Annotated in this window: 10 protein-coding genes and 1 pseudogene; 2 read left to right on the top strand and 9 right to left on the bottom strand. The window is 55.5% G+C overall.

Annotated elements, in window-relative coordinates; translation table 11 throughout:
- Nucleotides 1-30 precede the first annotated feature (30 nt).
- The 6 genes from IPM59_08260 to IPM59_08285 all read right to left on the bottom strand — a co-directional run bounded on the left by IPM59_08260 (nt 31) and on the right by IPM59_08285 (nt 5,105).
- On the bottom strand, nt 31-960 hold the full coding sequence (locus IPM59_08260) for a hypothetical protein (GenBank protein ID MBK9215581.1): 930 nt from the start codon (nt 958-960) through the stop codon (nt 31-33).
- Between the two features lie 62 nt (nt 961-1,022).
- Entirely contained in the window at nt 1,023-1,817 is a 795-nt protein-coding gene (locus IPM59_08265) for an ABC transporter permease subunit (GenBank protein ID MBK9215582.1), read from the bottom strand.
- Between the two features lie 63 nt (nt 1,818-1,880).
- Nucleotides 1,881-3,782 (bottom strand): O-antigen ligase family protein, encoded by a 1,902-nt coding sequence (locus IPM59_08270; GenBank protein ID MBK9215583.1) that lies wholly within the window; start codon nt 3,780-3,782, stop codon nt 1,881-1,883.
- Between the two features lie 60 nt (nt 3,783-3,842).
- A complete protein-coding gene (locus tag IPM59_08275; protein ID MBK9215584.1) occupies nt 3,843-4,190 on the bottom strand; it encodes a DUF86 domain-containing protein in 348 nt (115 codons plus the stop codon).
- A complete protein-coding gene (locus IPM59_08280; GenBank protein MBK9215585.1) occupies nt 4,180-4,470 on the bottom strand; it encodes a nucleotidyltransferase family protein in 291 nt (96 codons plus the stop codon). Before IPM59_08280 ends, IPM59_08275 begins: the two co-directional genes overlap by 11 nt.
- A 260-nt stretch (nt 4,471-4,730) precedes the next feature.
- Nucleotides 4,731-5,105, bottom strand: coding sequence for a hypothetical protein (locus IPM59_08285; GenBank protein MBK9215586.1), 375 nt, complete (start codon nt 5,103-5,105; stop codon nt 4,731-4,733).
- 207 nt (nt 5,106-5,312) lie between these two features.
- Between IPM59_08285 and IPM59_08290 the strand changes: the two genes are divergently transcribed.
- Nucleotides 5,313-7,511 (top strand): hypothetical protein, encoded by a 2,199-nt coding sequence (locus IPM59_08290; GenBank protein MBK9215587.1) that lies wholly within the window; start codon nt 5,313-5,315, stop codon nt 7,509-7,511.
- A 492-nt stretch (nt 7,512-8,003) separates the two neighbouring features.
- On the opposite strand, the pseudogene IPM59_08295 reads toward IPM59_08290, so the two are convergent.
- From IPM59_08295 to IPM59_08305, 3 genes and pseudogenes are all read right to left on the bottom strand, one after another.
- Nucleotides 8,004-8,087, bottom strand: a pseudogene (locus tag IPM59_08295) (prepilin-type N-terminal cleavage/methylation domain-containing protein).
- Nucleotides 8,088-8,454: 367 nt separating this feature from the next.
- On the bottom strand, nt 8,455-9,849 hold the full coding sequence (locus IPM59_08300; GenBank protein MBK9215588.1) for a sigma-54-dependent Fis family transcriptional regulator: 1,395 nt from the start codon (nt 9,847-9,849) through the stop codon (nt 8,455-8,457).
- A 414-nt stretch (nt 9,850-10,263) separates the two neighbouring features.
- Complete coding sequence (locus tag IPM59_08305; GenBank protein MBK9215589.1) at nt 10,264-12,015, bottom strand: PAS domain S-box protein; 1,752 nt, start codon at nt 12,013-12,015, stop codon at nt 10,264-10,266.
- A 17-nt stretch (nt 12,016-12,032) separates the two neighbouring features.
- On the opposite strand from IPM59_08305, the gene IPM59_08310 reads away from it, so the two are divergent.
- Nucleotides 12,033-12,398: a phosphomannose isomerase type II C-terminal cupin domain gene (locus tag IPM59_08310; protein ID MBK9215590.1), complete on the top strand. Its 366-nt coding sequence runs from the start codon at nt 12,033-12,035 to the stop codon at nt 12,396-12,398.
- The last annotated feature ends 5 nt before the right edge of the window (nt 12,399-12,403 follow it).

Genomic DNA, 12,403 nt, shown 5'->3' on the forward strand with positions numbered 1-12,403 from the left:
AATGGGCCTTGGCCCCGCTCTCACTGGCCTCTACCTTACCGGCAATTTTGTCCTCTCAACATCCAGTTTTACTTTGCACGCTGCCTGGTCGAGCACATACGGAGCATCGGTCGGATCGACAATGCGGCGGCTGGCATCGATACGGAATTCGCGGCCGTCGGGCAGATCGACAGCCATAAGGATCGGTTCGATCTCGGCAAACGACTGAGCGCATCGGCCCGTCCGCTGCTTGAATGCACTCAGGGCCGCGTTAATTGCGTCGCGTTCATCGAGCGAATCGAGTTCGAGCAGGTTCTTTTTGGCGGTAGATCGGACGGCATCGTCATTTGAGCTCTCGAGCATCTGTGTATAGATCGTACGTGCGGTCGAGCGGCTGCCGCCGGCGCTTTGCATAGCGGCGGCCATCAGCTTCATGAAGGGCGGAGCTCCTTCGATCTTTGCTCCCTGATCGAATGTTGCGGCCGCAGCATCATACTGCTTGAGGCGCCAATAGACATAGCCGAGATACTGATATAGGCGCCATTGCGTCGGGTTGTTCGCAATGCCTTTCTTTGCGATAGCGATGGCCTTTTGCGGGTCGATCGCGGGCAGAACTATCGCACCGTAAGAGTAGGCGATCAAATAATTCGGGTCGAGGTCCGTCGCGCTGTCGAGCAGCGGATACAGCAAGCGTGGATTCAGATCGCTGAGGTCGTCGAGATTGATGTCCCCTTTCTTTTGCAGCAGTTTATAGCCGATGTATTGGAGAGCCCGGATAAAATACCAGTCCGCCACCAACCCTTCCATCCCAAAGACAAATCCTCGCAGTCTCGCCCCTTGCACCTGCAGGTCGCTGTCGATGTATGAATCCGGCAGCGTCGGTCGGTGCTTCTCGGCAAAGTTGCTGAGAGGAATAGAGATCAGAAGGCTACTAATTACTATTGCTGCCTGCCAAAATAATTTTGGGCTAATTCTGTTCATGGTGTTGTCCACTCACCAATCAAAATCTCGAGGTTAGAAAGGGGCCTTGGCCCCGCTCTTACTCACTTAAAGTTCCGCCTGCTGAATATCACGACCGCGATCCCCAACAGCACGATATCCCAAACGCCGGCGTAGGCTGTTGACGCGCCGAGCATCGCGGGCGGTGCGGCAAGGCCGTTCGCGGTCTCGGTAATAAAGCTGAAATGCGAGAAATTTGGCAGCAGGTAATAGACGGCGTCAATCACCGTTCGTGCGGCTTGCGACGGCATCGACTGGGCCAACTCGCGCAGGCTCGTGCTGAAATGGGCGATCACAAAGACCGCAAAGGTCAGCATCGCCGACAGCGCGGGCGTCGAGAATGAAGAGAACAGTATCGCAACGGCCGTGATGACCGTAAGTTCAAGAAAAATAAGCCATATAGCTGGCCAGATCGCCCACACGAGCGGCCCACCACCGACGTAGAGAAGGGCAAGCGTTACGCCGACGCCCATCACGGCGACATTCACGAGCAGCGTCAGACATAGGCCAAGATATTTGCCGATGATGAACTGCGAGCGGCGGACGGGCTTTGAGAATATCGAGTAAACGGTGCGTTTCTCGATCTCTTTCCACACGAGGCTGACGCCGACAAATATCGAGATGAACGTCCCGAAAACGAGCATCGCGCTCAGCCCCAGATTGACTATCACACGCGATTCCTGCCCGACGGTCAGTTCACCAATAAACACCGCGCACGCCGTGATTATCAGCACGAACAGTATCAGGTTATACAGAATGCGGTCGCGCACCGCCTCGCGAAAGGCGTTGCGTGCAATTGCAGGTATAGGTGACCCGGAACGGGTCGAGTTGGCACTCATTTGGGACGCGATTATTCTACACTAAATGCGACATATAGGACACATACGACCTATCAGTCCCATCTAATGTCCCGGCACGGCGTCCAGGTACTGCCTAACCGCATTGCCCGGGACAAGGTCGGCCGGGGCGGCGGCTGTTGGGTCACTTTGCGACCTCAGAAATGCTGCGACACTGCCGTCCTTTATCAGCGAATACCAGCCGTTCGCCTGTTGAGGATCGATGTTGCGGGCGACGGCCAGCATGTAATCAGAATCCCTCTGGCGACCGATACTGTCGAGAAGGATAGCGTATTCGACACGCAGATATGCCGAGCGGGGAAACACGGCGACGGCCTCGGCCAATGTTTTTTCAGCGGCGGCGGGATCGCCTGCTTTTCGCTGCAGGTTTGCGAGCTTGGCATACGTCAGTGAGACGCCCAGGCCGCGGTCGATCGCATTGCGAAGTTCGACCGCCGCACGATCAAACTGGCCGGCGGTCTCAAGGTGCGATGCGAGGACGCCGCGGGCGTTGGCGTTGTCGGGATCGATGCTGAGGGCGCGTTCGAGGCCGCTGATCGTGTCGGTGCGTTCCTCGGCGGCCTCGGCACGATAGACGTAATATTCGCCAACTGCCTTGGTCGCGAAAAATGCGATCCCTGCCAGATAGCACGCCGCGATGACAGCGCACGGCCATTTGGCGGGCTTTGAGGTGGCCTTTGATCTCATTCGGCCCAATGCGACCGCCGCGACGAGCATGAAGGCGACGCCGTTCTGCACGGCGCGGAACGAGAATGAACTGACCATCGAACTCACCGCAAACGCAGTCATCCCGCCGATCGCGGCCCACATCATCGGCGAGAGCCGCCAACGGCGGCGGAATTCAGCAAATATCTTGAGTTTCAGTGCCCCAAATCCAACGGCGAACAGCACAAAGCCAATCAAGCCCAACTCGGCAAAGATCTGCAGATATTCGTTGTGCGCACGTTCCATGACCGCATCCTCAACGATCTCGGTCTGCGGCGGTGTTGTGTTGCGTGACGCGAGGTCAGCTCGGGCGGCATTTGTGAATGCCGCGAAATTATCGGCCCCGACGCCGGTCAACGGATGTTCTGCGATCATCCGTCCCGCGATCCGCCAGACCAGCATTCTATGCTGTGACGAAAGGGCTGCATTACCGGCCCTTCCCGCAAAATAGTCCGCCGTCGCAGGCATCGGCGATGTCAACGTAAAGAACACCTGCACGGCTATCGTCACGCCCAGCCACAGGGCCGCGAGGCCGAGCACAGGCCGCCGAACGGCTTTGTTCGAAAAGAGCAAACAGCCCGCAAAAACTACTGTAAAACCGATAACTCCGGCGAGCAACGCGCCCTTGCTGAGCGAGAGCATCACGCCCGTCCAGCCAAGCACTCCGGTGGCGATCAGGCCTAGTTTGTGCCGCCGTTTGCGGACATAAACGCTCGCGATCCACAACACCGGCAGGATCGTGGCCAGCAATTCGGCGTGTTTGGCATAGCGCGACCTGATCGTGAATTCCGCCGACGCAAAATCCGTCACCGTCAGCGTATCGGCCACCGAGGCAAAGCCCACGATCAGCGAAACGAACGCAAAAACCGTCGTTGCAACCCAAACACCGTTCGATCTCAGTGCCAGATACAGCACTCCGAGATACATCGCCCAAACCAGCGTGTGATGCGCCACGGGCAGCGGATATGTCGCCCAGACCGCCGAGACCGCGCTCCACAGCGTGAATCCGCCGAGGGCGAGGAAAACGGTCTTTGATCTGTCCGGCCGGTCGTCGTTTCGTAGTGGCCTGACCACATCGAATATCGCGATTCCAAACAAGACAATCGCCGCGGCCAATTCCACACGCCACGGCTGGCTCGTCCCTGCCGCTGCCCGCGGCCACGGCATCAGCGCCGCCAGCAAAATGGCTGAAAAACCCGCGACATGAGGCCACCTCGACGTGTCTTTTGTGTTTCGGACCATGAAACAAACCGAGATAACTAAAGTTGCACCACACGCGGACGTTTCACCCGCCAGATGTCCTTAACGGTCTATTGATTCGTAAATTACAGCTACTTGGGCGTTTAGCCGTGGGAGGTCTTCTATCGCAGTCTTCCAAACCAAGTCGAGATTTATTCGAAAGTAGTGATGGGCGATCTTGTCGCGCATACGGGCGATCTGAACCCAGGCAATATTCGGATGAGCTTCTTTTAGCTCCTGAGAAAGATTCTTGACTGCTTCGCCAATAACTTCGATATTGCGGACGAGGGCGTCCTGCATCATTGGGTTCACATCGTAATCCGACTCGACGACGCCATTCACATAGTCCGCGACCCTCTCGCAGCATTCGATAATGTCATATAGATATAGGCTGTCATGCCTACTTTTCATATACGATCTTGAGGTCGGCAAGAACACTGCCGCGGATCAATGGATGGAGGGACGATTCGGTCGCGAGGTCGACACGTCTGCCCAGAACTTTGCTGAACGAATCTTCAATATCAAAAAACTTAAATAGTCCGACGGGCTTGTCCAGCCTTACCAGCAGATCGACATCGCTATCCGGTTTATCCTGACCGCGGGCCACGGACCCGAATACACCCAGCATGCCGATATCGTTGTCTCGGCAAATCGATATCAGTCTATTTAACAACGGATTGATGTCCATCATTGCGCCTCAGGCGGATTTTAGCATATTTCACAGATAGACCCTTAAAATTGATACGAACCGGCTCGTGAGTTGGCCATATTGCCGTTCCCTTTAGCGAACGGTGAGGATCTTTATTGGTCTTGGGTTTTAGCCCAACTGGCTGTTTGGGCTAAAGCCCGGTGATGTTTTGTGCCGCTAACCGTTGCCTAAAGGCAACGGCAATGTGAAAAAAGAGGCAGCCAAACGGCTGCCTCTTTTCATAAATGACCTTAGCTAGGTGCTTAGTTGGCCAGTGGGGAGACCGCATTTACGCCGGCGATATCCGGGAATGTCGTTGCAAGGTTAGCAGGTGTGCTGTCAAACCTCATAACGCCATCCGTCGCGATACCAAAGCGGCGTGAACCCGTCTGGGTGACACCACTCGTGGTCGTCGGATTAGCCGAGAACCAGAACTGTGCCGGAGCCGTTGCCGAAGGAGCAACCTGTCCGCCAAAGAAGTTGTAACCACCCTTGGTGCCGGTCGCGAGAACCGCGTCAACCAGACCCGGTGTTCCGAGAGCCGTCAGAGCAGCAACCGTAGCGGTCGTGGCACCAGCATACTGGCCGCCGCCATAGGTCGAAGCATACGTCATCTGAGCACCATGCAGTGTACGCATAGCCGAGATGGCCGAACCTTCGTTAGCCGAGCGGCGTGTCCCCTATTTGGGGTATGTGTGCCAGTTATGCAAATTTTCTCTTGACAAGGATGTTGCATTAGCGCAACAATGGTATTCGAGCCGGTCATGGATTCAACGCTCTCACAAGGATGCAACTCCCTTTGCGCGTCTTCCACATCCTGCTCCAAACCAAAAAGGAGAAAAATTATGAAACACCTAAGTACTTTTCGGCTTAGTCTTTTGATCGCCGCATGTGTCGCGTTTATTTCAGCGGGATTTACGGTGGACGCGAGTCTTAGAAATTCGTCGCAAAACCAACCCGAGGTCCTTTCGGCAGCAACAGATGTTTATCTGTTCTCCCAGAAACTTGTGGTTTCGAGTCCGTCCCCAGTAGGCCAGGACAAGTTCGGAACGTCCGTCGGGATTTCCGGCGATAGAGCAGTTGTCGGAGCTCCCGAGTTTGATAGCAATAAAGGTGCCGTATACCTCTATAAACGGGTCGGGAATGATTGGCAACAGGTCCAACGAATCACCGGCGAGAACGCCGGCGATAGATTTGGTGAGAGCGTGGGGATATCCGGCACGACAATCGTTGTAGGAGCGATCCATTACGGTAGCAACGACAAGGGGGCCGCATACGTCTATACTGAGTCGTGTTCGCCAACCTGTACGTGGACTCAACAAGGGTCTCGGCTTGAAGACACCGCGGATTATGCCGGCGATGACCTCGCAAGCGACTATTTTGGGAAGTCGGTCGCAATCGATGGCGACCGGATAATCGTTGGAGCGTACTTCGATTCAACGTCTGCCTCACATTTTTTTGTATCCGGATCGGCGACAATTTTTTCGCGGTCTGGAACGACATGGTCAGTCGCTGAGAAGTTGGCGGGACCTGGGGCTGGTAGCGCGACGCCCACTCAGTTCGGGTGGAGCGTAGATATTGCGGGTGATCAGGCCATTGTTGGGGGTAACAATTATTCACCTTCTAGTCCAACCGAACTCGGATTCGGCCTAGCGTTTATATTCGAACTGAGTGCGGGGGACTGGATTAAGACTAAGGAATTCGTCGGATCTGCGTCCAACAGCGCACTGGGCCATTCCGTGGCTATTGACTCTGATACAGCAGTGGTTGGAGCGCCGGGCAATGTTCAAACTGCATATACGTCAAGCAAGACTTGCTCGGGAGGAAGCTGGTGCAGTTTAGCCGCACTATCTCCGAGCGGCGGTAACGAGATCGGAACGAGCGTTGACATTGACGGGGATATGATCGTTGTCGGCGTCCATATTACGAACGCTCGTGGCGAGGTACTCGTTTTTAGAAAAATCAGTGGGACTTGGACACACAAGGGCACAATGGCAACCGCGCAAACGACATCTCTCGACTTTCTTGGCTCGGATGTAGGCGTTGATGGGAATCGCATCATAGCAGGCGCCAACGTCGATAACGGCAGTGCTTCGCTGTTCTCTGTGACTCCACCAGTAAGATTTGACTACGATGGCCGGTTCTCCGCTTCAACGCCCAGATTTGACAACTACGGGATCTGCGGGGCTGAGGTGGGCGTATTCAGGCCTTCAAATGACACTTGGTATTTCGACCAACCCTATTGCGGACCCCCGCTGGCGAGTCCGACGCCAACCCCTCAACTGTTTTCGACTCCGTGGGGTACCACAGGAGACAAGCTTGCACCAGCTGACTTCAATGGCGACGGACGGATGGATATCGCCGTATTCCGGCCGTCCGACAGTACATATGATTGGTATATCCGTGACAGCGCCACCGGCAGCACCATTTATAAGGATTTTGGCTCTGTCGGGGATATTCCGATGCCGGCGGATTATGACGCGGACGGGAGCGCGGATGCCACTGTCTTTAGACCGTCGAACGGAACTTGGTATGTGCTGAAGAGTAGTGGAGGAACAATTACCCAGCAATGGGGACAATCAGCCGATATACCCATCCAGGGGGATATAAACGGCGATGGTTATAGTGAATTGGTTGTTTTCCGGCCTAGCGATGGAACGTTCTACTGGTATGATGTCGTGGCATCGCAATATGGGGGCGTTCAGTGGGGGACGAGCGGAGATATCCCTGTTGGTGGTGATTTCGATGGTGATCTTAAGTCGGACTTCGCCGTCTTTAGACCTTCTAATAGCACGTGGTATATCCGGAACTCTTCTGATCTAAGCACTACACAGACACAATTTGGTCAATGTGAGGACATCCCCGCTCCCGCTGACTACGATAGTGACGGTGAGACCGACATTGCTGTATTCAGACCCGGCAACGGAACATGGTACACCGTGGCCTCTCGAAGCGGAGATATCAGATATACCTACTTTGGAACTAGTGGTGATATACCCGTTGCAGCTGCGTTTCAGCGTAACGACTTACTCTGCGAAGAGTAATAACCAAAAAGAGGCGGCCAAGGGCCGCCTCTTTTACTAAGTTCTTGTAAGACCTTAGTTTGCTAGCGGGGATACCGCATTAACCGCAGCTATATCTGCGAATACCGTTCCGAGGTTTGCAGCGGTGCTATCGAAACGCATCACACCGTCAGTGGCAATACCAAATCGGCGTGAACCGGTCTGCGTAACACCGCTCACGGTCGTCGGGTTAGCCGAGAACCAGAACTGTGCCGGAGCAGCCGCTGACGGAGCAACCTGTCCGCCCACGAAATTATAGCCGCCCTTGGTCGCCGTCGTGCCGTTACCGGCGAGGACCGCGTCGACAAGACCCGGAGTTCCGAGAGCCTGCAAAGCTGCGGCCGTAGCAGTGGTAGCACCGGCGTAGGCGCCGCCGCCATAGGTCGAAGCATACGTCATCTGTGCGCCGTGCAGTGTGCGCATAGCCGAGATGGCCGAACCTTCGTTAGCCGAGCGGCGGGCCGCCAGCAGGTTGGGGATAGCGATCGCGGCGATAATACCGATGATCACGACAACGATGAGAAGCTCGATAAGCGAGAAACCCTTTTGATTTTTCATTTTTTCACAGTCTCCTAAAGTTTGAAAATACTTGTACCTTTCCCAGGCCGCAGGAGTAGTAACAACCGCTGTGCCAGAGACACTGAGTTCGGCGTCTGGGGTCTTAAGTCTTGAGAAGACAAGGGGTTACTGGACTTGATGGCACGATAACAAGCAGTGCTGATGATCGGTAAGGCGGGCGAATTCACAGATTTTGGTAAGGCGGGAATGACAAAAAGTGTCAGAATTCCCATCAAGATGGCAGGACAGGCGGAAACACGACCGGTAGGGAGTGTGCCCTGTCCGGAGCACGCCCTGACGTGTGGGGCACCCTCGCTACTGCTCGGGTTTCCGCCTGCATCGCATCTGCACCTAGGTGAATGCGAGGCTAGTCCGCACTTCGCATCTGGGCTGACAGGCTGCGGATGCTGTGCTTGTCGAGCAGATGGCGGAGTGAGCGAACGGGAATATGCAGGAGCTCGGCCGCGCGGGTCTGATTGCCGCCCGTTTTTCTCAATGCCTCGACGACGTAGGTCTTTTCGAGATTTTCGATGTGGCTGGTGAGATTAATCCCATCATCGGGCAGAGAAAACTCGGCGGCGATGCGTTCGGGATTGTAGTTCGTTATGTGGTCGGGAAGCTGCTCGGGCTGGATCTCGGTAGAACGCTCAAGTGCTACGGCCCGCTCGATCGTGTGCTCAAGTTCGCGAACGTTGCCGTGCCATGCATATTTTTCGAGTAACTGCGCTGTTTTTGGCGAAACCGTAAGTTCTTTGCCCGACTGTGAGCAGAATTTTTCGACAAAATGCTCGATCAGAGCCGGAATATCGTCCGCCCGCTCTCGCAGCGGCGGCAGATGGATCGGTATCACCGAGATTCGGTAGAACAGGTCCTCTCGAAACGCCCCTTCTTCGGTCATCGCCTTCAGGTCTCGATTCGTGGCAGCGATCACGCGGGCATCGACAGCCAACTCATCATGAGCACCAACGGGGCGGACGCGCTTTTCCTGCAGGGCACGCAGAAGCTTGACCTGCATCGCCGGCGACATCTCGCCGATCTCATCGAGAAACAGGGTTCCGCCATGTGCGGCCTCGAACAGGCCCTTCCGATTCGTGTTGGCACCGGTGAATGCTCCTTTTACATAACCGAAAAGCTCGCTTTCAAGCAGCGTTTCGGTAAACGCACCGCAGTTTATCGAGATGAACGGCTTTTCGCTGCGCGGGCTAAGATCGTGGATCGCTCTCGCGACAAGCTCTTTACCGGTGCCGCTCTCACCCGTCACGAGCACGGTCGACTGCACTTCAGCGACTGTCTCGATCATCTGAAAGATCGCCGCCATCTTCGCCGACGAGCCAACGATGTTCTTGACCGAGCCGCGCTCGTGCTGAGCACGCTTGAACGCACGATTCTCGACGATCAACGCCTGTTTCTCGAGCGTTTTCCGGACGATGAGCTTTAGTTCCTCGACGTCGAAGGGTTTTTCAATAAAATCGTCCGCACCGAGTTTGAACGCCTCTCTTGCCGTTTCGACCGACGCGAACGCCGTCATAAAAATGACGCCAACGTCCGGAAGGGTCTCGCGAACCGTGCGAAGCATCTCGATCCCGTCCATATCCGGCATCTTTACGTCCGAGACGATAACGTCGGCCATTTCCTCGTCAAGCGCGGCAAGGGCCTGGCGGCCGTTCATGGCCGTCCGGACCGAGTTGCCGGCCTCTTCAAACACCAAGGTCAGCAACTGGCGAAAACTTTGCTCGTCATCAACGATCAGGATATTTGCCATTGAATTGTCGGTTTCTAGATGGTGTGGCGAGCGCGTCGCACCATTCTCGATTGTCACAGATTAGGGCTTTAGAATACAAGGATTAAATTCCGGGGCGCAAAAGATCATAAAAGCAGCTATTAGCTAATAGCTGTCAGCTAATAGCTACATTCTAAGATCATACATGCTTGACAAATTCGATGAGGATGTGCTATATATGCAACAGTGGTTCTTTGACAATTGAAGATGCGGAACACGGCAAGGTTTTTTGCGCATCGGCGGAACACCGTTGCACGAGGCCGTAAGCCCAGTAGAATCTATCAGATACGGCGTTCCATGAGGGCAAAAGTGTAGTGGAACATGCGTCGTTTTAGCCGCAGACGACGTCTTTTGTGCCACAAGTGGCCAAAATAGGGTCGTCTGTTCCGGCTGTGGCTACGCTTTCGGCGGGTGTTCTTCGACGTGGAGGAACTCGCCCAATCGCGACGGCTCGGCGGTGTCATCGAGGCCGTTTGCCGCGGCCGGGGCACGGCGGTTCTCGCGTGGCAGATCGATAGTGATCGTTGTGCCCTTGCCCTCGATGCTGCGGACGTTTATCGCTCCGTTATGGTCCTTGACGATCTGGTAAACGATCGACAAGCCGAGGCCGGTGCCGCCTGTGGTCGATTCGGAGAATGGTTCAAAAAGCTGCTCGACCTGCTCCGGCGACATGCCCCGGCCGGTGTCTTCAAAGATGATCCGGATTCGGCTATTGGGGATCGCCTTAGCCGTGACCGTGAGCGTTCCGCCGTCCGGCATCGCTTGCATCGCATTTCGGGCCAGGTTCCAGAATATCTGCTTGAGCTGGGCCTGATCGGCCGAGATCATGAGCGGTTTCGCGGGGACGTCGTTCAGCAGGACGTGGCCCTCGCGGACGTCGGGGCTGTGTTTTAGCAAGGTAACCGTCTCACGCAACGCTTCGCCGACGTCGATCTCGACAAATTCACCGGCCGCAGGCCGCGCGTAGCTGAGGAAATTGGTGATGATGCTGTTGAGACGATCTGATTCCTTAAGGATAATGTCCATCAGCCCCGCCTGCGTCGATCCTTTGTCGGCTGTTGATTCCATTACCTGGATCGCCCCACGCATGGCTCCGAGTGGGTTTCGTATCTCGTGTGCCAGGCCGGCCGCGACGCGGCCGACGGCGGCGAGGCGATCCCTGCGCCGCACGCTCTCCTCCATTGAGCGGATCTCGGTCAGATCCTGAAAGGTCACGATCAGTCCCGTTGCCTCGTTTGTCTCGGAGAACAGCAAAGAGACACTAAACCCGATCCTTATTGCGAATCCGTCGGGCGTAAGCAGGTCGGTCTCGAATCTGGGCAGCTGCTCGCCATCGCCTGCGGCGGCCAGGCTGAGGTCGATCTGCTCCTGGATATCGCCGAAAAGTGAACTGATATTCTTGCCCTCCACCTCGTCAAGCCTGTTACCGGTGATCTCTGATGCGGCGGCGTTTATTGTATAGATCGTGCCGTCCAGGTCCGTAGTGATAAGGCCGGAACGGATCGATTCAACAATACGTTCGTGACGGACGCGGAGGCTGGCGAGCGTTTTTGCCGTTTCCGCGAGTTCCTGTCCCGACGAATATCGGCCCGAGAGTTTTGATGCGAGCAAGCCCACCACGAGCAGGGCTACGATATGAAAGCTGACCACTTGCACTGCTCTGCCGGGTTCGATCCCCGGGCCGAATGTGTCGATGACCGCGTTTCCGGTCAGAACAGCCAGCGATACGAACAGCAACGTGCACACGGCCGCCATAAGCAGCGTCGATAGCGGCCGAAGAAAGAAGCTCGCGACGCTTATCAGGACGATATACAAAGTTATGTACGGCGACGACAGATCGCCCGTCCGCCAGATCAGCCACGTTATCAGCAGAGCATCGAGCAGGAATTGCACTCGTATCTGCCATGCATAACCCCGGCTGAGCGTGAGCAGGAAGAAATAGACGATCGTTAGCCCCACCGAGATGACGAAGACGAGGAATAGGCCCTGGGGGAAATTCTCAAACGATAGTCTCAGCGTGCCCGAGGACCAGATCCAGCTTGTGATGAGAAGCACAAAAATGACCATTAGACGGCCGATGATCAAGCTCTGGAGACGCCACAGGGTGCCTGCGTTGGCGTTGGCGTCCTTTTCGTCTAAACTGTGCATACTCGCTAACGCCGAATATGGAAAGCAATCTCGAATCGCCAGCCTATGAAGAACGGCCTTGGGGCAGTTTTACCATATTGGACGAGGCGGACGATTACAAGGTAAAGAGGATCGAGGTTTTGCCGGGAAAGCGTCTTAGCTATCAGCGGCATCGCAGCCGCGCCGAACATTGGATCGTAGTTCGCGGCACTGCTAAAGTAACATTAAACGGTGTTGAAATTCTAGTCAATACCGGCTCGGCCGTTGACATCGCCGCCGGCGACGCGCACCGCGTAGAGAACCCATCAGGCAGCGAACTCCTTATCTTTGTCGAGATGCAGACAGGCAATTATTTTGGCGAGGACGACATCGAGCGGCTTGAGGATGATTTCGGCCGGGCATGACACTG

It is taken from the genome of Chloracidobacterium sp., from assembly GCA_016715795.1.
Taxonomy (GTDB): Bacteria; Acidobacteriota; Blastocatellia; order Pyrinomonadales; family Pyrinomonadaceae; genus OLB17.

What these genes read in the sequence shown, in the direction of transcription:
- IPM59_08260 (MBK9215581.1), bottom strand. Translation starts at nt 960, where the DNA reads ATGAACAGAATTAGCCCAAAATTATTTTGGCAGGCAGCAATAGTAATT.
- IPM59_08265 (MBK9215582.1), bottom strand. Translation starts at nt 1,817, where the DNA reads ATGAGTGCCAACTCGACCCGTTCCGGGTCACCTATACCTGCAATTGCA.
- IPM59_08270 (MBK9215583.1), bottom strand. Translation starts at nt 3,782, where the DNA reads ATGGTCCGAAACACAAAAGACACGTCGAGGTGGCCTCATGTCGCGGGT.
- IPM59_08275 (MBK9215584.1), bottom strand. Translation starts at nt 4,190, where the DNA reads ATGAAAAGTAGGCATGACAGCCTATATCTATATGACATTATCGAATGC.
- IPM59_08280 (MBK9215585.1), bottom strand. Translation starts at nt 4,470, where the DNA reads ATGATGGACATCAATCCGTTGTTAAATAGACTGATATCGATTTGCCGA.
- IPM59_08285 (MBK9215586.1), bottom strand. Translation starts at nt 5,105, where the DNA reads ATGCGTACACTGCATGGTGCTCAGATGACGTATGCTTCGACCTATGGC.
- IPM59_08290 (MBK9215587.1), top strand. Translation starts at nt 5,313, where the DNA reads ATGAAACACCTAAGTACTTTTCGGCTTAGTCTTTTGATCGCCGCATGT.
- IPM59_08300 (MBK9215588.1), bottom strand. Translation starts at nt 9,849, where the DNA reads ATGGCAAATATCCTGATCGTTGATGACGAGCAAAGTTTTCGCCAGTTG.
- IPM59_08305 (MBK9215589.1), bottom strand. Translation starts at nt 12,015, where the DNA reads ATGCACAGTTTAGACGAAAAGGACGCCAACGCCAACGCAGGCACCCTG.
- IPM59_08310 (MBK9215590.1), top strand. Translation starts at nt 12,033, where the DNA reads ATGGAAAGCAATCTCGAATCGCCAGCCTATGAAGAACGGCCTTGGGGC.